Source organism: Blastomonas sp. (genome assembly GCF_046294995.1).
Classification (GTDB): Bacteria; Pseudomonadota; Alphaproteobacteria; order Sphingomonadales; family Sphingomonadaceae; genus Blastomonas.
In genome coordinates this window covers 716476-739843 of record NZ_JBKBOG010000001.1, presented here as the reverse complement: position 1 = coordinate 739843, position 23368 = coordinate 716476, and the positions used below count along the sequence as shown (strand labels likewise).

Sequence of the window (23368 nt, the reverse complement as noted above, 5' to 3'; positions counted from 1 at the left end):
GGGGCGCCCCGGCCTGGGGGGGGGGGGGGGGGGCCCCCCCTGCGCAGAGGTCGGCGACTGCCCCTCTCCCAACCCTCTCCCCTGAAGGGGAGAGGGCTAAAATTGCCGTTAGCCATCACGCCGCCCACCCGTTCTTCTCCATCCACGCCTCGCAGCTGCCCTTCGCGAGATCGCGGACGCGGCCCATATAGGCCTGGCGTTCGGCGACCGAGATCACCCCGCGTGCCTGCAGCAGGTTGAAGACATGGCTCGCCTGGATCGCCTGCTCGTAGGCGGGGATCGGCAGCTTGGCCTCGAGGCAGTTCTCGCACTCGGCGACCGCCTTGCGGAAGGCATCGAACAGGCTCTCGGTGTTGGCCACCTCGAAGTTCCACGCGCTCATCTGCTTCTCGTTTTCGAGGAAAACGTCGCCATAAGTGACACCGCGTCCGTTGAAATCGAGATCGTAGACGCTGTCCTTGCCCTGGATGTACATCGCCAGCCGCTCGAGCCCGTAGGTCAGCTCGCCCGCAACCGGCTTGCAATCGAAGCCGCCCATCTGCTGGAAATAGGTGAATTGCGTCACCTCCATGCCGTCGCACCAGACCTCCCAGCCCAGACCCCAGGCGCCGAGCGTCGGGCTTTCCCAGTCGTCCTCGACAAAGCGGATGTCGTGCAGCAGCGGATCGACTCCGATCGCGGTCAGGCTGTCGAGATAGAGCTGCTGGATATCGCCCGGCGAGGGCTTGAGGATCACCTGATACTGGTAATAATGCTGCAGCCGATTGGGATTCTCGCCATAGCGGCCATCGGTCGGGCGGCGGCAGGGCTGGACGAACGCGGCGTTCCACGGATCGGGGCCCAGCGCACGCAAGGTCGTCGCGGTGTGGAACGTGCCCGCCCCCATAGGCATGTCATAGGGCTGCAATATCAGGCAGCCATGACGGCTCCAGAAGCTGTGCAGGGTCAGGATCATGTCCTGGAATGAGAGGCTTTGCTCGCTCAAAAGTCCGGGCCTTCGCAGATGCACAAATGTTGCGCCGCGCTTTGGCGGATGGCGGCGCTGGGGTCAAGTCGCAGGTGATTCAGGGTTGGTGTGCGGGGGCCAAGTTTTGCTTGGGCCCCGACCCTCAACCGTCATTCCCGCGAACGCGGGAATCCCGCTTTGGCGCGACGTCGGCGCACAAGCGGGACCCCCGCCTTCGCGGGGGTGACGGATAACGAGCTTTACTCCGCGGCCACCGCCTCCAGGACCCGCTCCAGCGTCACCGGTGTTCCGTTGAGCACCGCATTGCCCGAAATCGGGTCCATCGCCTGCGGATCGGTGAGGTCGTTGAGCGACACGCCGGGGCGCCGCTGAGCGACCGACAGCCGTGTCCCCGGCTTGTCGTGGCCGAAGCCGTGCGGGATCGAGATGACGCCGCGCATCACGTCCTCGCTGATCTCCACGGCAAGCTCGACCGACCCGACCCGGCTGGTAACGCGCACCAGGTCACCATCGGCAATGCCGCGCGCGGCGGCATCCTCCGGGTGGACCATCGCGGTGCACCGATCGGGCCCCTTGGCCAGCCTTGGCGAATTGTGCAGCCAGCTGTTGTTGTTGCGCACGTGCCGCCGCCCGATCAGCAGCAGCGCGTCCGCCGGGGTGTCGGCGAGCGCCGTGCGCCATTGCTCGAGCGCTTCAAGGCACAAAGGCGGCGCGCAGGCGATGCGCTTGTCGGGGGTCTGAAGGCGTTCAGGGAGACGCTGGACGTGCGGGCCGAAGTCCCTGCCATTGGGGTTCGCCTCAAGCTCTTCGAGCGTCACGTCGTAATCCGACCGCGCGAGCATCGCGGCGAGCACGGTGCGTGGCGGCACGATATTGGGCACCGCCTCGCCGCGCGCGTGCAGGATCGCGCGCGCCATCTCGGCGACGATCTCCCAGTCGGCCTTGCCACCCTCCTCCATCGGCAGCGTCGGGGCAGAGTAATCGGCATAATTGCGGATCGCGATCGGCCCGAGCAGCAGCGGATAGTGATCCTTTTCGAGCGGACCGCACGGCGGAAGGATGTAGTGCGCATGCGCGCTGGTCGCGGTCACGTACATATCCACCGACACCATCAGCTCGAGCAGCGGCAGCGCCTCTCCCCACGCTCCGGGCGCCGAGAGCACCGGATTGCCCGAGAGCACAACCAAGGCCTTGATCTGCCCCTCGCCCGGCGTCGCGATTTCCTCCGGCAGCAGCGCGGAAGGGAATTCGCTGATCACCTCGGGCCGGTCACCGATGCGCGAGCGGAAGCGGTCGTACGTCCCAGGGCCAGCGCCTGCGACCAGATCGACCACCGGCGAGGAGAACATCGCCCCGCCCTCGCGGTCGAGATTGCCGGTGGCGATGTTGAGCAGCTGGATCAGCCACAGGTTGAGCGTGCCCGCCTCTGTGACCGAAACCCCCATGCGGCCGTAGACGATTCCCGGCTCGCCATTGCCCAGGGTCGCCGCCAGATTGCGGATCACCAGTTCGGCGATCCCGCAATATGAAGCGAGTCGCGCCACATCGAAAGCGCGGATCGCCTCCCAGGCGCTTGTCCAGCCCTCGTCGAGCATCGGCTCGAGACGACCGGGGTTCACCAACCCCGCCTCATCGAGCGCCTTGAGCAGACCGAGCAGCAATGCGGTATCGGTGCCGGGGCAGATGAAGTGGTGCGCGTCGGCGACCTTCGCAGTCTCGGTGCGGCGCGGATCGATGACGACGACCTGCCCGCCGCGCTTCTGCACCGCCTTCAGCCGCTTCTTCACATCGGGCACGGTCCACACGCTGCCGTTGCTGGCGAGCGGATTGCCGCCGATGATCAGCATGAACCGGGTGCGATCGACATCCGGGATCGGGAACAGCGCGTTGTGGCCGTACATCCACATCTGGATCAGCTGGTGCGGGATCTGGTCGAGTGTCGAGGCCGAATAGAGCGTGCGCAGTTTCATCGCCTTGCGCAGCGTCCCGGTCTGCGTGCCGGTGGCGTAATTGTGCGCGTTGGGGTTGCCCATGTACATCGCAGGCTGACCGCCATCGGCCATGATCTGCGCCATCCGCGCGCCGATCTCGGCAAAGGCGGTGTCCCAACTGATCTCCTGCCAGCCATCGGCGGTGCGCTTGACTGGGCGGCGCAGACGGTCCGGGTCGTCCTGCAGATCGGCAAGCGCGGTCGCCTTGGGGCAGATATGACCCCGGCTCAGCACATGATCGGGGTTGCCCTTGATCGAGACCACCTTGCGACCCGCCACCTCGACCAGCACGCCGCAATTGGCCTCGCACAAATGGCAGGTGCGCGCATGCGTGGTGGTTGCCGATTCGCTCGCCATAGCCGTCTCTCCCGTGCCGTCTTTGGCCCGAGGGTATCAGCGCGGCCGGTCGCTGAACAGCCACGCAAAATCGTCAGTTTCCGTAACGGATGTAAGGCTGCACTATCATTTAGTCAGGGTCACTTGACATGGTCAGCGAATCGCGACATAAAGTAAGGGTCACATGACAAATGGTCAGGGCACTGCGACACCTGACAGAGAGTAAGATGAATGAAAAACAGGCTGAAAGTGCTGCGCGCGGAACGCGATTGGAGCCAGGCGGAGCTGGGGGCGCGGCTTGATGTCTCGCGCCAGGCCGTCAACGCGATCGAGACCGGAAAATACGATCCATCGCTGCCGCTGGCGTTCCGGATCGCGCGGTTGTTTGAAATGCAAATCGAGGAGATTTTCGATGACGAATTCACCGGAGGCGACAATGGCTGAAGGCGATTGGCAGGTCCGCGCACGGCAACGCAGGCGCAAGCTCTATGCCGTAATCGGCGTACTGTTCGGCATGGGTCTGGTCAGTGGTTTCCTGATCGGCTTTTTCGAAGACGACCAGAGCGGCTTCATGGCTGGCGGCAGCATACCGCCCGCTGTCGCGATCTTCGCCGCGGTCATGCTGGGCATTGCAATCACTTATGGCGGGCTGCGCTTCCACCGCAGTTCGGATGAGCTGGAGCGGCGCAACATGGTGTTCGCTGCCGCGATGGCCGGCAACGTCGCGCTGGCGGGCTATCCGCTGTGGTTCATTCTCTGGAAAGGCGGCCTGGTGCCAGAGCCCGATGCACTGGTGCTGTTCGGCGCTGCCTATGCCGCCAACCTGATCGCCTATTTCTGGTACAAGTTCCGCTAACCCTTCTTCACCTTCAACACAGGAAAGCTATGTCCATGACGTTCGCCTTCAAACCTTTTCGCACGGCTGCAACCGGTATCGCACTGGCAGGGGTTGCCCTGTTCAGCTTCGCCAGCGAGCCGCTGCTCGCACAGCAGGCGACCAGCGCCGCCGAGGCGCCGGCCGCTGCTCCGGCTCCGGTGGTGCAGGACATCAACCCGGCGATGTGGATTGTGCGCGATGCTGACACGACCATCTACCTTTTCGGCACCGTCCATGTTCTGCGCCCGGGTCTCAACTGGCTCAAGGATGACGTGAAGGCCGCATTGGAGACATCAGACGAGCTGGTGCTCGAGGTGATCGAACCGTCTGACCCCACGGTCGTCCAGGGGATCGTGTCGGCTATGGCGACCAACCCGCCGGGCACGACCCTGCGCAGCCTGTTGCCCGCGCCGGTGCTGGCCAAATACGAAACCACATTGGTCACGCTGGGCATCCCCGCCGTCGCTCTCGATCAGTACGAACCCTGGTTCGCCAGCGTGACCCTGACCACGGTACCGCTGCTGATGAAGGGCTATGACCTGAACAGCGGTGCGGAAAAGATCCTCACCGCCGCAGCCAAGCAGCAGGGCAAGCCGATCGGCCAGCTAGAAACGATCGAGCAGCAGCTCGGCATCTTCGACAGCCTGGGCACCCAGGAGCAGATCGCGTTTCTCGACGTCACGCTCGACGGCGTTCCCGAAGTCACCACCCAGATCGACGCGCTGGTCAATGCCTGGGGCAAAGGCGATCTCGATACGCTCGACACGCTGCTGAACGAGGGGATCGAGAGCTATCCGGGCCTGTATGACGCGCTGCTGAAGGATCGCAACGCCAATTGGGTGACGTGGATCAAGGCGCGGATGGAGCAGCCGGGCACTGTCTTCATGGCCGTCGGCGCGGCGCACCTGGTCGGCAAGGACAGCGTGCAGGCGCAGCTTGAAAAGCAGGGCATCACCAGTACGCGGGTCACCCGATAGGATATGCCAGGACCCCGCTTGCGCTTGCGCGCAGGCGGGGTTTCAGGCGTTCAACGACACCGTGCGAAAGCAGGCACGCACCTCTTCGACGAATATCGTCGGAACCTCCAATGCGGCGAAATGCCCGCCACGCTCGACCTCGTTCCAGTAGACGATGCTGCTGAAGCGCTTTTCCGCCCAGCGGCGCGATGTCTGGAACAGCTCCTTGGGAAAGATCGTCCCGCCCATCGGCAGGCTGATCGGATCAAAGCCCATATCGGCGAAGCTGTGCCAATAAAGCCGTGCCGAGGAGGCGGCGGAGTTGGTCAGCCAATAGAGCGTGATCGTGTCGAGCAACGCGTCGCGGCTGAAGCCCGAGAAACTGTCGTCGCAGTCCGACCAGTTGCGGAATTTCTCGAGGATCCATGCCATCTGCCCGACAGCGGAATCGGCGAGCGCATAACCAATCGTCTGCGGTCGCGTGCGCTGGATGGAAGAATAGCCGCTTTCCTTTTCCTGGTAATACTGCATCCGTCCCGCCGCGCGCTTTTCCAGATCGCTCATGTCGCCCAGCGTCGCGGGATCGGGCTTGGCCAGCACCATATTGGAGTGCACCGCCGCACATGCCCCGAGGTTCTGCCGCGCTATCTCGAGCGTTACCGCCGAACCCCAGTCGCCGCCTTGTGCGAAATACCGGTCATACCCCAGCGCCAGCATCAGATCGTTCCACACCTTTGCGATCCTCGGGATGCCCCAGCCGGTCTCGGCTGGCTTGCCCGAAAAGCCGAAGCCGGGAAGCGATGGAATGACAAGGTGGAAGGCGTTGGCCGGATCCTGCGGGTTGATCAGCGGTTCGATGACTTCCATGAACTCCAGCACCGAACCGGGCCAGCCATGCGTCATGATCAGCGGGCGCGCGCCTTCATGGGGCGAGCGGATATGGAGGAAGTGGATGTCGACCCCGTCAAGCTCGATCAGGAACTGAGGATAGGCGTTCAGCGCAGCTTCGCATTTGCGCCAGTCATAGCCATCGGCCCAGTACGCAGCGTAATCGCGCACCACCGCAAGCGGAATACCCTGATCCCAATCATCGACCGTTTCGCGCTCGGGCCATCGCGCCGCGCGGATTCTGGCCTTCAGGTCATCGATCTGCGCCTGGGGAATATCTATTCGAAACGGACGGATATCGCTCATCGCTATGGCCTGTGTCTTGCTGCCGTGGCAGGCAGAATGGAGTCGCGCACACTGACTATCTTTTTGTTCGGGTGAAACAAATACCATTCTGTGCAGTTTCCATCAGGACGCGTCCGCATCACGGTCTGTTGCCGTGATTGCCGCCAGAGGCACGACGTAGTGCCCAGTGCGGACTATCTCTTGGACGCTCCTCAAGGAGAGCTTTTGATGAAAAATGCCATTTTGACGTCCGTGGCTGCTGCCTCGGCCCTTTTGCTTGGTGCCTGCGGATCGGAAAACACCACGGTGACCACCGATGCCGACACCGCCGCTGCCGATGGTACTGCGGTTGCCGATGGCATGGACGCATCGGGCAATGTGATGGTGGGCGGCGCAGCGATGCTGCCGACGCGCAACATCGTCGAGAACGCATCCAACTCACCGCTTCACACCACGCTGGTATCGGCCGTCACGCAAGCAGGGTTGGTTGATACCCTGTCGGGCACCGGACCGTTCACGGTGTTCGCCCCGGTCAACGCAGCTTTTGAAAAGCTTCCTGCCGGTGCGGTGGATTCGCTGATGGCGGACGAAGGCAAGGCCCGCCTGGGCACGGTGCTGACCTATCATGTCGTATCCGGTCGCATGACCGCAGCTGACCTGGCACAGGCCATCACCGATGGTAACGGCACGGCAACGCTGACGACGGTGCAGGGTGAAAACCTGACTGCCAGGATGGACGGCAGCAACATCGTCCTGACCGGTGAAGGCGGCAGCACCGCCGTGGTCACGCAGGCAGACGTTCCGCAGTCGAACGGCGTGATCCACGTCGTCGACGGCGTATTGATGCCCAAGGCCTGATCTTATGCTTCGGGCGGTCGGCAGCGATGCCGTCCGCCCGAAGGACTTTACCCCGGCCCGGTCAGACTGGCTTCGCGCCAGATCCCTGTCCGCCGCGATTGGCATATTCCTGGGTGCCCAGATGATACACCCTGTCGCCGCCCAGCACCGCCTGGTTGGAGTAGGTGAAACCCGGATTGAGCCCACGATACAGGTCATCGAAGTTGCGCTCGACGGTCTTGCGGAACAGCTCTTCGAAGCTGTCGATCACGAAATAGGTCGGCTGCATGTCCGAGATGACATAATCGGTACGCATCACCCGATCGACTTCAAGATGGATCCGGTTCGGCGAGCGCCCCTCGACCGAGAATTTCGCCTCGAGCGGCCCTGACAATATGCCCGCGCCATAGGCCTTGATGCCATCGGCTTCGCGGATCAGTCCGAATTCCACCGTGTACCAGTAGAGCGCCGACAGCGCCTTCAAGCGATTGTACGCCAGCGCCTTCCACCCTGCGCGCCCATATTCCTGCATGTAATCGGCATAGACCGGATCGGTCAGCATCGGCACATGTCCGAACACGTCGTGGAACACGTCGGGCTCGGAGATATAGTCGAACTGTTCGCGCGAGCGGATGAAATTGCCCGCCGGAAACCGCCGGTTGGCGAGGTGATAGAAGAACACGTGATCGGGGATCAGCATCGGCACCGGAACGACCGACCAGCCGGTGATCGGTTGCAATTCCTCGCTCAACGCGGCGAAGTCTGGCACGCCCCCGCGCCCGAGATCGAGCCGTTCGAGCCCAGCCATGAAACTGCTCGCCGCGCGACCGGGCAGCACGTCCATCTGCTGGGCAAACAGATCGTCCCAGATGCCGTGCTCTTCGCGCGTATAGACGCGCTGCTTCGGCTCCAGCCAGTCCTCGCCCAGATGCACCGGGCGCTGGAGCGGGGCGACGCAGGTGCCCTCAGGCACCTCGGGAATGATCGAATAATCGACCGCATCCGGTCGGATGAGTAGGTTTTCCATGCTGCGTCCCCTGTTGCTGTTATGGGCCGCTTTTTAACATGGCGACGGTGAAAAGTCCTGCCGCATTCTTGCCTTGGCGACGCCTTCAGAAGAAGATTCTTTCCATTTTTCAAGCAATGCGATAAATCCTGCCGATGATCGATCTAGATGCAGAAGATATCCGTATCCTGCGTGCGCTGCAGGACAACGGACGCATGACCAACGCAGAACTGGCCGAAACCGTCGGCATGTCCGCCTCCCCCTGCTGGCGGCGGGTGCGCAGGCTCGAGGCCGATGGGGTGATCCGCGGCTATACCGCAAGGCTGAGCCGGCGCGCCTTGGGGCTTGGCGTGCTTGCCTATGTCAGCGTCGAGATCGCCGACCACAGCGAGGCACTCACCCGCGAGTTCGAGCAGGCGATTGCCGGGCTGGAAGAGGTCATCGCCTGCCACCAGGTCACCGGCGGCGCGGACTATATCCTCACCGTCGTGAGCCAGGACCTCGACAGCTATGCCGATTTCGCGAACAAGCGGCTAAGGCCGATCGTCGGGATCAAGGCGATCAGCACAAGCTTCGTGTTGAAGGAGGCAAAGCCGCAATCGGGCTTGCCCCTCCAGCGATAGGCCGGTTCAGCGTCGCGCGGCGATCTGGGTGCCGGCAGCCTTGGAGGGCGCCACGCGGGTGATGATGCACTCGCCGCCTGCCGATCGCACCTTGGCACACATTGCGCGGGCGCTCTTTTCATCGCCAAAACCGTTCGCGGTCAGGCGGTGCAGCGCGCGGCCGCCGACATTGGCAGGCGTCGAGACCTTGGTGAACGATGCCAGGTCCTTGTGCTTGACGCTATATGCGGCCCATGCCCGGTTGGCGTTGGCGGTGTTCGAAAAGACGCCCAACTGTACGGCGAAGGTGCCGCCGCTTACGGGCGCGAAACTCGCCTTCTGGAACACAGCCGGGGCCTCGACAGCGCTGGCCGCAGCCACCTGCGGCGCGACAGACTTTTTCGGGCTCTCGCGCTCGATGATCGGCTCACGCGAAGCGAACTGGCCAGGGCGAACCTTCTGGATCGGCTTTTCGCGATAGTTGCCGGGAAGCGGCTGAACGATTTCGCGCGCGGTCACCAGCGGCGCCAGCATGGCGCGCGGCTGTTCGGCGGGTGCTGCAGCAGCAGCCATCATGACAGGCGCGGCTTCGGCATAGACCGGTTCAGGCGCACGTTCGATGCTGGCGCGCTCCATCGGTGCATCCTGGACGGGCGGAAGCGCGATCGGACCGGCGACCGGCATGGCTGCTGCCATGGCCTGCTGGCCGATGGCGGTTGCGGTTTCGGCCATCGAGGGCGTGGCCGACAGCGCGAGCTGCATCGGCTGACCGGGGTCGAATTCTGCCGGGCTAACGCCAAGAACTGACGCGACCCGCTGCTTATAAGCCTGGGGATGGGCAAGCCGTGCCCATTCGGCGATGCGATCCTGTGCGATCTTGGGGTCGAGGTCCTGACCGACCATGACCTGCGCCTCGCGCCAGCGACCGTCGAGCGCATAGGCAAAGGCGAGGTTCTGACGAACCTTGGCGGAATTCTCACCCGAGCGGACCTGGTCGACCAGCACGTCGACTCCCCCCTGGGTGTCGCCAGCCAGCGCCATGGCGAGGCCGTAATCGCTCGCTGGAATAGATTGCATGTGTTCGCGCAGCAGCGCCTGTGCCGCCTGGCCGCGGCCCTCGGCCGCATGCATCAAGGCAAGGCTGATGATGGTCCGGGCGCTGGCATCCCCCAGCGCGAGCGCATCGTCGAGGCTTTGGCGAGCGGACGAAAAACGGCCGTTGGCCAGATAGGCGTTCGCCAGCGTCTTGCGCAGATCGGCATTGCGCGGATCAAGAGCGACCGCAGCTTCCGCCTGAGCGAGCGCCTTTTCCGGTTTGCCCGACTCGAGCGCCTTCTGCGCATTGCTGGACAGTGTCTGGGGGCGACCACCGGAGCTTGTCGAGCAGCTGACCAGCACGCTGCCGACCAATATGGTCGATACGGCCAGTTTGAGCATCAGTGCCCGGTTCATTCTTGCTCCGCTCGTCATCGCCATTTCCCTCTTCGTCCGGCCCGACCCGCTCGTCAGTCTTAACGCCCTGCCGATCGCGGCACGCGACCAGCCAGGTCTTCTATTTCGGGTATTTTGGTTAACATTTCGTCAAGTGCCGCCGTGACCAGCTGTTGCGCCGACTGCCCGGTCACTGCCGTGGCCAACCGCAACCGCAGATGCCGGTCACTGTCGAGCCGCAGCGTGAAGGCCGCTCGCCTGGCCTGCGGGATGGCTGCGGGTATCGGCGTTGCAGCCGGAACCGCCGCCTTGCGCTTCCGCACAGCCAGCACCTGCGGCGGCGCGGCTTCGCGTTCGGCTTCGGGTTCGACCGCTGGAACAGCCTCTTCACCAACTGGATCTGCCATCCGCTCGGCGATCTCTTCCTGCTGGCGCAGCACCTCGGGCGTCACCGGAACCGGCACGCTGGCGGCTGCTAACGCTTCCGCCGCTGCGATATCGGCCTCCTGCGCGGGCAGTGCATCGGGGATAGCGCCTGCGAGCAGGTTGCCATAATCGGGCGCGTGCTCCTCGTGCGCGGGATCGACATCATAGCCCATGTCGTTCCAGCCCAGGTCATCCTGACCCGCATGATCGCCTTCGGACAGCTGATGCGGCATCATGCCAGCGCCCAGGGGCATCTGGCCCAGCCCCTGGCGGCGCATTGCGGGGCGCGCGGCGCCCTTGCGCGCCAGCAGCCCGGACGAAAGCGACGCGATCGGTTTGGGTTCGGCCATAAAGCTCATCCTTGCCCCCGTCTTCGCTTACGATCCCGCGACGCGGCGACCGAAGCCGCCCATCGGACGGATCGAGCCGGGGATCACGGGCGCGTTGGGCACGGCAAACACCGTGCGGCGGAAATTCTTCTCGAGCCGGTCGGAGATATAGGTCCACAACGCGCGCACTTCGGCGGCGGACTTGCCGTTGGGGTCGACCTCCATCACCGTGCGGCCATCGATCATCGATGCCGCAAAATCGGTGCGGTGGTGCAGCGTCGTCGGGGCGACGGTGCCGTGCTGCGACAGCGCGACGGCAGCTTCCGACGTGATCCGCGCCTTGGGCGTCGCTGCGTTGACGACGAAGATCAGCGGCTTGCCCGCGCGGTCGCACAGATCGACCGTCGCGCCCACTGCGCGCAGATCGTGCGGGCTCGGACGGGTCGGCACCACGATCAGTTCGGCGACCGAGATCACCGACTGGATCGCCATGGTGATCGCAGGCGGCGTATCGATGACCGCAAGCTTGAAACCCTGCTGGCGCAGGATCGAAAGGTCGGCTGGCAACCGCGCCACGGTGGTCTGGGCAAACGCCGGATAATCCGGCTCGCGCTCGTTCCACCAGTCGGCGAGCGAACCTTGCGGATCGATATCGATCAGCACAACCGGGCCATCGCCTGCCAGTTGCGCCTGGACGGCGAGATGACCCGACAGGGTCGTCTTGCCAGATCCGCCTTTTTGAGATGCCAAAGCGAGTACGCGCACTCAAACCCCCTGTTTGGTCCATTCGATCGGGGCTGAAAATGCGCTTGCGGCGCCTAATTTTGAGTTAACGCTGCATTGTGCCGAAACGGACCAATGACGCTGGGCTGCGGGTTTGATGCCGGTTGATTGCATCATGCCCGCTTTGCTAACGTCTCGTTAGGCATACAGGTTTACGCTTGTAAGGAACGGTAAGCGCTGCTTGCCGCACACTTCCGGCCTGATATGGTCGGTCCCAGGCTTTACCATATGCGATGGAGCAAGACCCGCATGGCACATTCAAAAAGAATTTCGCGCGCCGCAACCATGCTGGCGGCAGGCCTGATGGCGCTGGGAACCGCATCGCCGGCGCTGGCCGACGTCAAGGCCGGAGTCGACGCGTGGGAGCGCGGCGATTTTGCCGGGGCGATCGCCGAATGGCGCGAACCTGCGGCCAGCGGCGATGCCGACGCGCAATTCAACCTCGGCCAGGCCTACAAATTGGGCCGCGGCGTACCGATGGACCTGAAGATGGCCGAGAGCTGGTACAAGAAGGCCGCCGACAAGGGCCATGTCCAGGCCGCCGACAATTACGGACTGGTGCTGTTCCAGGACAACCGCCGCGAAGAGGCGATGCCGTATATCCGTGCTTCCTCGGCGCGAGGCGAGCCGCGCGCACAATACGTATTGGGAACCGCGATGTTCAACGGTGACATCGCCGAGAAGGACTGGGTCCGCGCCTATGCGCTGATGACCCGTGCTTCGGCGCAGGGGCTACCCCAGGCATCGCGCAGCCTGGCGACGATGGACAAGTACATCCCGCTCGCCGACCGCACCAAGGGCACGCAGCTGGCCGCCCAGCTAGAGCGCGAGGCCACGGCCGAACGCCAGCGTCTCGCCGGAGCCGCAGCGGGCCTCAGCGGCGACAGCGCAACCGGGGTCATGGCCAGTGCCAGTACTGCTCCCAAGTCGCCAGCTCCCGCTGCGCCCGGGCGCAAGCCCGGATCTCCATCGACGATCCAGACGACCAGCCTGCCGCCCTCGAACGTCGATGGCAGCGTGATTCCGCAGCCCCCGTCAAACCCGACCAGCACCGCCGCCAGCGCGGGCGTGGATTTCGCGACGATGGGCACCCCTTCGGCCTCCGCACCGCCGCCTGCAGCCAATCCGGCCCCCAGGGCACCAGCACCTGCCCCGGCGCCAGCTCCGGCCCAAACTCCAGCGGCGGTTGCAACCGCAGCCAGCACCGCACCTGCAGTTGCCACGACCGGCGACTGGCGCATCCAGCTTGGCGCGTTCAGCGAGGAAGCCCGCGCCCGCACCTTGTGGTCAGGCCTCGAACGCCAGAACGCCGCGCTGACCGGGCTGCAGCCCTATCTGGTCAAGGCAGGCACGATCACCAAGCTGCAGGCCGGCCCGTTCGCCAGCCAGGCCGCAGCCAAGCAGGCCTGCGATACCGTCGCCCGCTCGGGCCAGGCTTGCTTTGCGGTGAAGAAGTAAGGGTTGCCTAAAGCCCTCTCCCCTTCAGGGGAGAGGGTTGGGAGAGGGGGAAGCCGTATCGATCGAGAACCCCTCTCTACTCCGGCTAGCCAGCAAGCTGGCAAGCCTGCGTATCTCTCCCCTGAAGGGGAGAGAGCAAGGTGCCCCTCAAGCCGCCAACGGTCGCTCCACGTCCGCCATGTCGCTTTCCAGGACGTATTCCTGCGCCATCGCGTCGTAACCGCGCCCTGCGCTGAAGCGGGGGCGGGTGATGCCGGTGGGGCGGAAGCCCAGGCGGCGGAGCACCGCACCCGAAGCGGGGTTATCGATGAAATGGCTGCCGACCAGCTGGCGGTGACCTAGCATCCACGCGTTGGCGATGACGGCGCGGGCGGCTTCGGTGGCATAGCCCTGCCCCCAATGCTCGCGCGCGATCCAGTATCCGATCTCCGCCTCGCCGTTGAGCGGGGCCAGCCCGCAGGTGCCGATCACGGTCTGTCCGGCGTCACCGGGCAGCGTCAGCAGAAAATGGGGATACAGCGGATCCTGGGCACGGGCGGCAAAGTCTTGCGCGTCTTCGAGCGTGTAAGGCCAGGGCGCGTGTGCAAGGTTGCAGACGATGCCCTGATCATTGACCGCCGTGAACAGCGCCCCGGCGTCCTCAGGCCAGATCGGCCGCAGCAACAATCTTTGCGTTCTTGCAAACATTATTTCTCTCCTGTGTTGCCCGGCCCATGCCACCCAAAGGTGACAGGGCTGAGTCAATGGCGTGACAGGGAGACAAAAAGAAAGGGAGATGGGACGGACCCCATCTCCCTGTCATCTGGTCCAGTGGCGTACCACTGTCCGGGGTCATCCCTGTGAGGGACGACCCGTCATCGATCGTCCGTTATTCTGCCGCTTCGGCCATCGCCGGGGCGACCACCGATACGTATTTGCGGCCAAGGCGGCCGGCGTGAAATTTCACCTGGCCTTCGGTCAGCGCAAACAGCGTGTGGTCCTTGCCCATGCCGACATTGGCACCGGCATAGACCTTGGTTCCGCGCTGGCGGATAATGATGTTGCCACCAATCACCGGCTCGCCGCCGAACTTCTTCACGCCAAGACGGCGACCTGCGGAATCACGACCATTGCGCGACGAACCGCCAGCTTTCTTATGTGCCATTTTTCAAAACTCCTTGTGCGCGCGCTATCAGGCGTTGTCGGCCGACGTGTCGGCCTCAGGCTTGGCGGCGGCCTTCTTCGGTGCTGCCTTCTTGGCGGGGGCCTTTTCAGCCTTTGCCGGAGCAGCCTCTGCGGCGGGTGCGTCAGCAACGGCTTCTGCCGGTGCTTCGGTCTTGGCGGCGGCCTTCTTCGGCGCAGCCTTCACCTCGTCACCCACGCCCAGAATGCGCAGGATCGTGTGCTGCTGGCGATGGCCAAGCTTGCGGCGATAGTTGTGGCGACGCTTCTTCTTGAAGATCACGACCTTGTCGGCCTTCGCTTGCGCGATAATCTCGGCAGAAACGACCACGCCGGCCAGATCCTTCGATTCGCCACCGTCACCGGCGAGCAGAATGTCGTTCAGCGCGATGACATCGCCAGCCTCACCGGCCAGCTTTTCCACTGCGATTTTATCTCCGGCTGCAACGCGATACTGCTTGCCGCCTGTGCGCACGATAGCGAACATGGTTTTCTCGTTTCTGTTTGCTTCAATCGGTTCCGGGCACGCAAATCGCGATGTCCAATCCTTTGACCCGACTGTTGCCAGTACCGAATCAGCAGAGTGAAAACCGCTGCCCTGCGACGGGATGTCCCGCGCCGGAAAGCCATGCCCGTTAGGTGAAACTGCCGGGGCTGTCAACCATGCCCACGGCTTTTTTGGCCGCGCTGCACCAGACAATCGCGGGTCTTATACCCTGTGCGCTGGACGGATGACAAGCCCGAAACCGTGGCTCTACACCCATTGCGGGGGCGCCTGCCGTGCCGTAAAGCTTGCCACCATGAAAGCCACCGCCTCGACATCGCTGCTGTCCTTGACGCTCATGCTCACCACGACGCTGGGGGGTTGCCTCGAGCCGATGGACGATCGCCCGTCGCTGGCGCGCCGCGACGTCGAATTGCGCGACCGGCAGGCAGAAGCCAAGGCGCCGCCTCCCGCGATCGAGTCGATAACCGACCCCTCGCTGGCGCGCGATCTGACCGCGCTGCTCGCCCGTGCCGACAAGGCGGAGGCCGATTTTGCGGTCGCCAGGTCAGCAGCCCAGCAGGCGGCCAACGCCGCCAGGGGCGCGGCAGTCGGCAGCGAGGCGTGGTCGGTCGCCCAGACGCGGATCAGCGCGCTCGATTCGCCCCGCCGAGAGCTCAGCCAACTGCTCGGCGACCTGGAAGTGCTGTACGTCGACCGCTTGCAAAAAGAAGCCTCGGGAGACGTCGCTCCAGGCGGCGCGGCGCAGATCGACCAGACCCGGGAGCATGTGTTGTCGCTGGTCACTTCGCAGGACGCAGTAATCAATGCGCTGACATCGGGACTATCGGGGTAATTGCGGTTGACTGAGAACTAAGAGAGCGGGGCCTTCCATCGCAGCAACCCTTCGGTTGGTCGCACGTACAGCGTTGACCAATGGATGAGGATTATCCTGATGAAGTCACTTTACACCGCTACCGCTGCCGCTGCCCTGATGCTCACCAGCACCGCGGCGTTCGCGCAGACCAACACCACGACCAGCGATCAGCAGCGCTCGCGCCAGCAGGAGCGGCTCGGCTCGATCTTCGGCGCGCTGTTTGGCGATCGTACCGGATCGACCGGATCGATGGAGGCGCAATGGTCGCTGGGCCGCACGCCGCTGGCCAACCAGCGCAGCCAGTTCGAGACCCAGATCGACGCAGACGTCCGCTCGCGGGTGATCGACCAGCGCACCGGCGCCCAGATCAAGTCGGACTATTATGATCTTGTGCAGCTGGAAGCGCGCTATGGCGCCGATCGCCGGTTCACCCAGCAGGAACAGGCCGATCTGGCGCAGCGCTACAGTCAGCTGGCCCAGGCGGTTACCGATGGCGGTTATGCCGGTGGCGCGGGCAATGACCTCGGCATCTCCATCACCGACGGCCAGAGCGAATTCAACCAGCGCGTCGATGCATCGGTTTCGTCGGGCCGGATCACGCGTGTTGCCGGCGCCCGGCTGAAGACGGACTACACCGCACTCGTCCGTACCGAAGCGACCTATCTGCGCGACGGCCGGTTGACCGATCAGGAGCGCGAGGATCTGTATACGCGCCTCGAAGCGCTCGATGCGCGCGTCGGTGATTTCGCGAATTCAGGTGGCAGCGGCGGTGTTGCGCAAACCCCGCGTGCGCGCCTCGATGCGATAGCACGCGCCCTGCCCTCGAGCGGACTTTCGGCCAGCGCGCAGGCGCAACTCCGGGTCGAGCATGAGGACATCTCGCGGCTCGAAGCAGCCTATGCCCGCACCAACGCGTCGGCCAGTGACCGCGCCTATGTCGAGCGCCGCCTGACCGACCTGGAAACCCGCGCCCGCATCCGTCGATAAAGCCGCCGCCGCATCGCCGACAATCGGCGACCGTCCGGACCTTCGGGGCCATCTGCCATCTGCGCAGGTGGCCCCTTTTTTTTCAGCGCGCAGCATTTTACAACCCGATTGCTCAGACCACGCTTCCGGTATAGCCTCCATGCTCCACGACAGCGGGAGGGCGGTTATGGGCTTCATCGACGATCCATTGTGGCGGGCGCTTGCTGGCATGCGCATCTCGCCAGAGGGAGCGGCGCTCACGTTTACCAAGAGATTGGCGCGCGAGAATGGCTGGTCGCGCAAGCACGCTGAATCGGTGATGGAGGAATACAAACGCTTCCTCTATCTGGCCGCAACCGGATCGGACCCGGTGACCCCATCGGAGCAGGTCGATCAGGCGTGGCACCTCCACCTTTCCTATACCCGGCATTACTGGGGCGAGTTGTGCGCGCATATCATCGGCAGACCGCTGCACCATGCCCCGACCACAGGCGGGATCGAAGGCCGCAAATACCGCAGCCTCTACGCCGCGACCCTTGATCGCTATCGCTCGACCTTCGCTGCAGAGCCGCCTGCCGATATCTGGCCACCGGTCAGTTTGCGCTTTTCGGCACGCTATCAATGGGTTGATCGCTCGCGTCACTATGTGTTGCCGCGCCGCGTCGTTTCGACCGTCGGGATAGCGGGAGGCGCGACCTTGCTTGCAGCCTGCACCGCCCTGGCAGTGGACAGCGCCGGCGCGCAGGTTCCGCAATCGTTGAAGACGCTTTCAAGCGGCGTGCTGAGCTCGGATCTCGGCTTTGTCGCGTTTGTGGTGCTGCTGTTCCTGGCGCTGGTGGTGATCGTCACCACCATCAATCGCCTGCGCAGCAAGGGCAGCAGCGGCAGACGCAAACGCAGTGACGACAGCAGCGGCGGGGTGGGCACCGACGGGGTCTATGACGGTTGGTCCGGATCGGGCTCCGGCGCTGCAGCTGCCGGCGGAGCGGCATTCGTCGCAGGTGGCGGCAAATATGGCGGCGGCGGCGCGAGCGGCGATTGGGACAGCGGAGGAGAGTCCGGCACAGATTCGGGCGGCTCGGATTCGGGCGGGGGCGACAGCGGCTGTGGCGGAGGCTGCGGCGGCGATTGAATCTCTCCACCCTGCCTGCGGGAGGGCAGAGGCGGGCGTACGCGCACTAATCGCCGAACATCGTCGCCGGCACCCGGCCATCGCCCTGGGTGATCACCACCACCAGGTCACCCGCGCACAGGCTTTCGCACTCGTCGTCCCAGAACCCGTAAGGCTTGCCGTTCCGATAAACCCGCACGCCAACGCCGTCGGTGATGTCCTTGAGCGACTTGCCGACCTCATCGGGCCGCACCATCCGTTCGATCAGCACGACCCGCCCGCTCGACGAGGCAAGGTCGGCCAGATAGCTGCTGATATGTGGCCCCTGGCACGAGCCGGCGAGCAGCAACCCGGCAAAGCTCACCGGATTGATCACGGTGTTCGCCCCTGCCTGCCTGGCGAGCAACTCGTTGTCGGCCGCGCGCACGACGACGCTGATCGGGACATCGGGCGCAAGATGGCGAATGGTGAGCACGATCAGGATCGAGGTGTCGTCGCGCCCGGCTGAAACGATCACCGAGCAGGCGCGGTCGATGTGCACATCCCGCAGTGTTTCATCGCGCGTGGCATCGGCATTGAGCACATTGCACCCCATCGCCTCGGCGCGCGCAAGCGAAGCGTCGTGCTGATCGATCACGACGATGCAGCTGGGATCGGTGCCGCGTGCGATAAGCTCGCGCACCGCTTCGGAGCCGCTGGTGCCAAAGCCCAGCACCACGATATGCCCCGTCAGGCCTTGCTGGATCCTGCTCATCTGCCATTTTTCCCAGGTTCGTTTGAGGACAAAGCTATAGGCGGTGCCGACGAAGATGAAAATCACCGCGACCCTTACCGGGGTCACCACCACCGACTCGATCAACCGCGCCTGGTCCGTGACAGGGGCAATATCGCCGAAGCCGGTCGTGGTAACCGAGATCATCGTGAAATAGACGACATCAAGGAAGCTGATCTCGCCATCGGCATGATCGACGAGCCCGTCGCGGTCGAGCCAGTGAATCAGGATCACGATGCCGATCAGGAAAAACGCGAAGCTCAATCGCAAACCCACGTCTGCCCAGACCGGCAGGCGCGCCGCGCGCTTCAGCAGCGCCCTTGGCTTGATATCTGAATCGGCCATCCGTGCCCCGTCAGCTCTTGGGCAGGTACAGCAAGGGGTCGACCGGCTTGCGGTCCTTGCGCAACTCGAAATGCAGCTTGGGCGTCTCGGCAAAGCCGCTCTGTCCGGCGGCGCCCAGCACCTGCCCCGCCTTGACCGCCTGGCCGCGGGTCACGTCGATCCGCTCGGCATGACCATAAGCGCTGACCCAGCCATCGCCATGGCTGATCAGGATGAGACCGCCATAGATCGCAACCTCGCTGCCGGCATAGCTGACCACGCCATCGGCAGCGGCGCGGAACGGTGCGCCGCGGGGTGCCGTGATATCGATGCCATTGCTGATCTGGCCCTTGCCGACCGGGCCGTAGCGGGTCAGCAGAGGGCCGTTGATCGGCCAGGCGAACTTGCCAGCAAACGCCTTGGGGACCGATACCGGAACCGAGGCGGCGACCGGTGCGCGCGCCGCCCGTGCCGCAGGGATCCGCGTTCCCTCGGCGATCGCGGGCTGGCTGCCGGTCACGACATCGTCGATGTTGACCACCAAAGCGCCGATGCGGCTCTGCTTGGTCGATGCTGTCGCCGATTGGCCCGGCGCGGACGGTCCCGAACCGGCGAGCGCACCTGCCGGCAGCTTGAGCCGCTGGCCGATGCGCAGGACATAGGGTTCGCTCAGTTCGTTGAGCGCGACGATATCGCTCCACGCGACACCATAAGCATGCGCGATGGCAATCCCGGTCTCGCCCTGCGACACCGCGTGATAACGTCCGCCGGGGATGGTAAGCTGCTGGCCGGGGCGCAGCATGTAAGGTGGGCTCAGCGCGTTGGCAGCGGCAATCGCCTCAGACCCTGCGCCGGTCCGGTTGCCGATGCCGCGCAGCGTATCGCCCGGCTGCACGGTGTATTGGGTGCCGATCACATCGGCCGCGCTCGCGCTGACGCTGCGGCTGGTCCAGACCGGGTCACCGCTGCCGATAACCTCCGGACTGGTGGCGGGAATGGCTGCTGTACCCGCCTCGGTGATCGCGGGCTGCAGACCCTGCTTCGACACCCCGCCAGGAATGCAACCGGCAAGCGCCAGTGCGCCCAAGCCGGTGGACAAGGCCCCGCAGGACCGGATCATGCTACGCGTATTACCCCTCGCCATGACGTCAACGTCTAGCATGATCTGAACGCTTTGCCACTGTTTCCAGGCTGATTTCCGCCGCCTGGGGGCTCAATTATTGTCAAATGTTGCCGTCAGCGCAGCCATGGATTCATAGTGCGTAAGGTCAAGGTGCAGCGGCGTCACCGAGACATATCCGTCGAGCACCGCTTCGAGATCGGTGCTGTGCGCCGGGGTCTGCTCGACCGCGCCAAGCGCGAACCAGTGATAGTCGAAGCCGCGCGGATCGGTGTTGGTGACGATCTTCAACCGACCATAATCGCGAAAGCCCTGACTGACGACGCGCACGCCGCGCACCTGGTCGGCTGGGATCGCGGGGAAGTTGATGTTGATCAGCGTGCGCGCGGGCATCGGCTGGGCGATGATCGGGCGCAGCACCCGCTCGCCCCATTCTGCAGCGGCATCGAACGACACGTCGAGCCCGGCGCCTTCGCGGGCATAGACCTGGCTCAGCGCGATAGATGGGACGCCCGCCAGCGCCCCCTCCATCGCGGCGGATACGGTGCCCGAATAGGTCACGTCCTCGCCCAGATTGGCACCGCGGTTGACGCCCGACAGGATCAGGTCGGGGGGCGTGTCCTTCATCAGCCGCGCCACCGCCATCATCACCGCATCGGTGGGGGTGCCCGTTACCGAAAAATGCTTCGGACCGTGGGCCTGCACCCGCAAGGGGCGCGTCAGCGTCAGCGAATGACCGGCGCCCGATTGCTCCTCTGCCGGGGCGACGATCCACACGTCGTCGGACAGCGCGGAAGCGATCTTGACCAGCACCTCAAGCCCGGGTGCGTTCACGCCGTCGTCGTTGGTCAACAATATGCGCATGGCTAAACTGCTCCTGATGAAACGATTACCGACCCCTATCGGCCCTGGCATCAATCCGCCACCGCGAACCCGTTCGCGCCCACACATGATTGCAACATATGCAAAAAAACTGGAGTAGCGGTGCGCTAGCACTCGACGCGCCCTGCCCGACACGATAATGTTGATGGTGCAGCGCAACAAAACCACGGCATCCCGGCTGAGCAACCAGCCGGGTTTCCCGTCTAAAAGGCCGGGAAAAAGCCAAAAAGGCGCAAGCGCGCAGAGGGAGACACAAAGATGGATTCGCTGGTTTCAACCGAATGGCTTGCCAACGAAATTGGCGCCTCTGACCTTCGCATCGTGGATGCGACGAAATTCCTGGCCGACACCGGTCGCAATGCGCTCGCCGAATACGAGGCAGGCCACATTCCCGGCGCGGTCTTCATGGACCTCGAGGATCTGGTCGACACCAACGCGTCGGTCGAAAACACCCTGCCGCCTGCGGAAAAGTTCGCCAGCCGCATGCAGTCGCTGGGCCTCGGCGATGGCAGCCGGATCGTGCTCTATGACGACAGCCCGCTCAAATCCTCGGCCCGCGCCTGGTTCATGCTGACCATGTTCGGCGCGCACGCGGTCGCCATCCTCGATGGCGGCATCGCCAAGTGGAAGGCCGAAAGCCGCCCGATCAAGACCGGCAAGGAAACGCTGCGCCATCGCCACTTCACGGTCTGGGAAGACAAGAAGAACGTCCGCACCAAGGCCGATATGCTGGGTAACCTGCACAGCAAGGCCGAGCAGGTGGTTGACGCGCGTCCGGCCGCACGCTTCTCCGGCGCTGAGGCCGATCCGCGCCCGGGCATTGCCGCTGGCCACATCCCCGGTGCCGTCAACCTGCCGCACACCACCCTGTTCAACGCCGATGGTACCTGGAAGACCGGAGACGACCTCAAGGCCGCGTTCGAGGCCGCCGGCGTCGATATCGAAAAGCCTGTCGTCACCACCTGCGGATCGGGCATGACCGCCAGCGTGCTCGCCTTCGGCGCGCACCTGCTCGGCAAGACCGACGTCGCATTGTACGACGGCAGCTGGAGCGAATGGGGTGCCGATGCCGACACCCCCAAGGTTACGGGGTGATCTGAATCTCAAGCCCTCTCCCCTTCAGGGGAGAGGGTTGGGAGAGGGGCAAGGCGCACCGCTTTGCATAACATTCCCCCTCTCCAACTCCGCCTGGGCAGCAAGCTGCCAAGGCTTCGTATCCTCTCCCCTCAAGGGGAGAGGGCAGGAAAATGCCATGCCCAAGCCCACCGATCCGCAATCGCCCGCGACCCGGCTCGTGACGGGTGGCCGACGTGCCGAATGGACGGGGACGGCCGAGCAGCCCGGCGCGGTGGTCAATCCGCCGGTGTGGCGCGCCAGCACCCATCTTTATCCAGATACCGCCGCGCTGAAGGCTGGCCCGCACAGCAACGAGGATGGCCGCTTCTTCTACGGTCGCCGCGGATCGCCGACGCAATGGGCGCTGGCCGAGGCGCTGACCGCGCTCGAACCGGGCGGACATGGCACCATGCTGTACCCCTCGGGCGTCGCGGCGGTCACAGGCGCGCTGCTGACGGTGCTCTCGCCTGGCGACGTGCTGCTGATGACCGACAGCGCCTATGATCCCTCGCGCAGCTTCGCCGAGGGGTTCCTCAAGCGTTTCGGCGTCGAGACGCGCTATTACGATCCGTTGATAGGGGCCGGAATTACCAGCCTTGTCTGCGAGCGCACCCGCGCGATCCTGATGGAAAGCCCGGGCAGCCTGACCTTCGAAGTGCAGGACGTCCCCGCGATCTGCGCCGCCGCGCGCGCCGCCAATCCCGATATCGCGCTGCTGATCGACAACACCTGGGCGACCGGCCATTTCCTGCCCGCCCTGGCACTCGGCGCAGACATGAGCATTCTGGCCTGCACCAAGTACATCGTCGGCCATTCCGACGTGATGCTGGGTTCGGTCACCGCGACCGAGCGCTTCTATCCCCGGCTGCGCCAAACCGCGCAGACGCTCGGTCAGGTCGTCTCGCCCGACGATGCCTGGCTGGCGCTGCGAGGCCTGCGCACGCTCGATGTCCGGTTGCGCCAGCACCAGGCTTCGGCGCTCAAAATCGCACGCTGGCTGGACGAGCAACCGCAAGTCGCGCGCGTGCTGCACCCCGCGCTGCCCTCCTGCCCCGGCCACGAGCTTTGGGCGCGCGATTTCAACGGATCGAGCGGGCTGTTTGCATTCGTGCTCCACGGCGGCAGCGATGCCGCACGCGCCGCGCTGATCGACACATTGTCGCTGTTCGGCATCGGCTATAGCTGGGGCGGGTTCGAGAGCCTTGCCATCCCTGTCGATCCCGCCCGCTGCCGCAGCGCGACCGCCTGGCCACCTGCAGGCGAGGACAACGCGCTGGTGGTCCGTTTGCATATCGGCCTGGAAGACCCTGATGACCTGATCGCCGACCTTGCCAAGGGGCTGGCAGCCTTTACGATGACGGCATGAACGCAGCGATTTCGTCA

The 23368-nt window shown here is 64.4% G+C and carries 24 protein-coding genes; 11 read left to right on the top strand and 13 right to left on the bottom strand.

Annotated features, from left to right (window positions below; translation table 11 throughout):
• Nucleotides 1–115: 115 nt before the first annotated feature.
• On the bottom strand, nt 116–955 hold the full coding sequence (locus ACK4R0_RS03470; protein WP_409670227.1) for a glycine--tRNA ligase subunit alpha: 840 nt from the start codon (nt 953–955) through the stop codon (nt 116–118).
• A gap of 251 nt (nt 956–1206) precedes the next feature.
• A complete protein-coding gene (locus ACK4R0_RS03465) occupies nt 1207–3315 on the bottom strand; it encodes a molybdopterin oxidoreductase family protein (RefSeq protein WP_409670224.1) in 2109 nt (702 codons plus the stop codon).
• A gap of 210 nt (nt 3316–3525) precedes the next feature.
• Here ACK4R0_RS03465 and ACK4R0_RS03460 point away from each other — a divergent pair, with 210 nt between their 5' ends.
• Genes ACK4R0_RS03460 through ACK4R0_RS03450 form a run of 3 tightly spaced genes read left to right on the top strand, consistent with a single transcriptional unit; the run spans nt 3526 to nt 5148 of the window.
• Nucleotides 3526–3738 carry a helix-turn-helix transcriptional regulator gene (locus ACK4R0_RS03460; protein ID WP_409670221.1) on the top strand — a complete coding sequence of 71 codons (213 nt, stop codon included), beginning with the start codon at nt 3526–3528 and terminating at the stop codon, nt 3736–3738.
• Nucleotides 3707–4150 (top strand): hypothetical protein, encoded by a 444-nt coding sequence (locus ACK4R0_RS03455; RefSeq protein ID WP_409670218.1) that lies wholly within the window; start codon nt 3707–3709, stop codon nt 4148–4150. Before ACK4R0_RS03460 ends, ACK4R0_RS03455 begins: the two co-directional genes overlap by 32 nt.
• Nucleotides 4151–4185: 35 nt before the next feature.
• Nucleotides 4186–5148: a TraB/GumN family protein gene (locus ACK4R0_RS03450; protein ID WP_409670215.1), complete on the top strand. Its 963-nt coding sequence runs from the start codon at nt 4186–4188 to the stop codon at nt 5146–5148.
• Between the two features lie 42 nt (nt 5149–5190).
• Here the strand turns inward: ACK4R0_RS03450 and ACK4R0_RS03445 are convergent, their stop codons facing one another.
• The gene (locus ACK4R0_RS03445; RefSeq protein WP_409670212.1) at nt 5191–6321 is read right to left on the bottom strand and encodes an epoxide hydrolase family protein; all 1131 of its coding nucleotides are present in this window, start codon (nt 6319–6321) and stop codon (nt 5191–5193) included.
• 207 nt (nt 6322–6528) lie between these two features.
• On the opposite strand from ACK4R0_RS03445, the gene ACK4R0_RS03440 reads away from it, so the two are divergent.
• Nucleotides 6529–7158: a fasciclin domain-containing protein gene (locus ACK4R0_RS03440; protein WP_409670209.1), complete on the top strand. Its 630-nt coding sequence runs from the start codon at nt 6529–6531 to the stop codon at nt 7156–7158.
• Nucleotides 7159–7219: 61 nt separating this feature from the next.
• Here the strand turns inward: ACK4R0_RS03440 and phhA are convergent, their stop codons facing one another.
• Complete coding sequence (gene phhA, locus ACK4R0_RS03435; protein WP_409670206.1) at nt 7220–8164, bottom strand: phenylalanine 4-monooxygenase; 945 nt, start codon at nt 8162–8164, stop codon at nt 7220–7222.
• A gap of 134 nt (nt 8165–8298) precedes the next feature.
• On the opposite strand from phhA, the gene ACK4R0_RS03430 reads away from it, so the two are divergent.
• Nucleotides 8299–8766 carry an Lrp/AsnC family transcriptional regulator gene (locus ACK4R0_RS03430; protein ID WP_409670203.1) on the top strand — a complete coding sequence of 156 codons (468 nt, stop codon included), beginning with the start codon at nt 8299–8301 and terminating at the stop codon, nt 8764–8766.
• A gap of 6 nt (nt 8767–8772) precedes the next feature.
• Here the strand turns inward: ACK4R0_RS03430 and ACK4R0_RS03425 are convergent, their stop codons facing one another.
• The 3 genes from ACK4R0_RS03425 to ACK4R0_RS03415 are packed head-to-tail and all read right to left on the bottom strand — an operon-like array spanning nt 8773 to nt 11696.
• Nucleotides 8773–10197, bottom strand: coding sequence for a tetratricopeptide repeat protein (locus ACK4R0_RS03425; RefSeq protein WP_409670200.1), 1425 nt, complete (start codon nt 10195–10197; stop codon nt 8773–8775).
• Nucleotides 10198–10256: 59 nt separating this feature from the next.
• Nucleotides 10257–10952 carry a hypothetical protein gene (locus ACK4R0_RS03420; RefSeq protein ID WP_409670198.1) on the bottom strand — a complete coding sequence of 232 codons (696 nt, stop codon included), beginning with the start codon at nt 10950–10952 and terminating at the stop codon, nt 10257–10259.
• A 27-nt stretch (nt 10953–10979) separates the two neighbouring features.
• The gene (locus ACK4R0_RS03415) at nt 10980–11696 is read right to left on the bottom strand and encodes an AAA family ATPase (protein WP_409670195.1); all 717 of its coding nucleotides are present in this window, start codon (nt 11694–11696) and stop codon (nt 10980–10982) included.
• 267 nt (nt 11697–11963) lie between these two features.
• On the opposite strand from ACK4R0_RS03415, the gene ACK4R0_RS03410 reads away from it, so the two are divergent.
• Complete coding sequence (locus ACK4R0_RS03410; RefSeq protein ID WP_409670192.1) at nt 11964–13172, top strand: SPOR domain-containing protein; 1209 nt, start codon at nt 11964–11966, stop codon at nt 13170–13172.
• A 147-nt stretch (nt 13173–13319) separates the two neighbouring features.
• On the opposite strand, the gene ACK4R0_RS03405 is transcribed toward ACK4R0_RS03410, so the two are convergent.
• The 3 genes from ACK4R0_RS03405 to rplU form a co-directional block, all read right to left on the bottom strand.
• On the bottom strand, nt 13320–13859 hold the full coding sequence (locus ACK4R0_RS03405; RefSeq protein ID WP_409670189.1) for a GNAT family N-acetyltransferase: 540 nt from the start codon (nt 13857–13859) through the stop codon (nt 13320–13322).
• Nucleotides 13860–14040: 181 nt separating this feature from the next.
• A complete protein-coding gene (gene rpmA, locus ACK4R0_RS03400; RefSeq protein WP_300880572.1) occupies nt 14041–14316 on the bottom strand; it encodes a 50S ribosomal protein L27 in 276 nt (91 codons plus the stop codon).
• 27 nt (nt 14317–14343) lie between these two features.
• A complete protein-coding gene (rplU, locus tag ACK4R0_RS03395) occupies nt 14344–14820 on the bottom strand; it encodes a 50S ribosomal protein L21 (protein ID WP_409670186.1) in 477 nt (158 codons plus the stop codon).
• 313 nt (nt 14821–15133) lie between these two features.
• Here rplU and ACK4R0_RS03390 point away from each other — a divergent pair, with 313 nt between their 5' ends.
• The 3 genes from ACK4R0_RS03390 (at nt 15134) to ACK4R0_RS03380 (ending at nt 17792) form a co-directional block, all read left to right on the top strand.
• Nucleotides 15134–15673 (top strand): hypothetical protein, encoded by a 540-nt coding sequence (locus tag ACK4R0_RS03390; protein WP_409670183.1) that lies wholly within the window; start codon nt 15134–15136, stop codon nt 15671–15673.
• Between the two features lie 99 nt (nt 15674–15772).
• The gene (locus ACK4R0_RS03385) at nt 15773–16681 is read left to right on the top strand and encodes a hypothetical protein (RefSeq protein ID WP_409670181.1); all 909 of its coding nucleotides are present in this window, start codon (nt 15773–15775) and stop codon (nt 16679–16681) included.
• A gap of 166 nt (nt 16682–16847) precedes the next feature.
• A complete protein-coding gene (locus tag ACK4R0_RS03380; RefSeq protein ID WP_409670178.1) occupies nt 16848–17792 on the top strand; it encodes a glycine-rich domain-containing protein in 945 nt (314 codons plus the stop codon).
• Between the two features lie 46 nt (nt 17793–17838).
• On the opposite strand, the gene ACK4R0_RS03375 is transcribed toward ACK4R0_RS03380, so the two are convergent.
• From ACK4R0_RS03375 to surE, 3 genes are all read right to left on the bottom strand, one after another.
• A complete protein-coding gene (locus tag ACK4R0_RS03375; RefSeq protein WP_409670175.1) occupies nt 17839–18888 on the bottom strand; it encodes a potassium channel family protein in 1050 nt (349 codons plus the stop codon).
• A 10-nt stretch (nt 18889–18898) separates the two neighbouring features.
• Entirely contained in the window at nt 18899–19987 is a 1089-nt protein-coding gene (locus ACK4R0_RS03370) for a peptidoglycan DD-metalloendopeptidase family protein (protein WP_409670173.1), read from the bottom strand.
• Nucleotides 19988–20080: 93 nt separating this feature from the next.
• Nucleotides 20081–20851, bottom strand: coding sequence for a 5'/3'-nucleotidase SurE (gene surE, locus ACK4R0_RS03365; RefSeq protein ID WP_409670170.1), 771 nt, complete (start codon nt 20849–20851; stop codon nt 20081–20083).
• A 276-nt stretch (nt 20852–21127) separates the two neighbouring features.
• Between surE and sseA the strand changes: the two genes are divergently transcribed.
• Together sseA and metC are read left to right on the top strand one after the other, a co-directional pair.
• The gene (gene sseA / locus ACK4R0_RS03360) at nt 21128–21964 is read left to right on the top strand and encodes a 3-mercaptopyruvate sulfurtransferase (protein ID WP_409670167.1); all 837 of its coding nucleotides are present in this window, start codon (nt 21128–21130) and stop codon (nt 21962–21964) included.
• 157 nt (nt 21965–22121) lie between these two features.
• Nucleotides 22122–23351 carry a cystathionine beta-lyase gene (metC, locus tag ACK4R0_RS03355; RefSeq protein ID WP_409670164.1) on the top strand — a complete coding sequence of 410 codons (1230 nt, stop codon included), beginning with the start codon at nt 22122–22124 and terminating at the stop codon, nt 23349–23351.
• Nucleotides 23352–23368 lie beyond the last annotated feature (17 nt).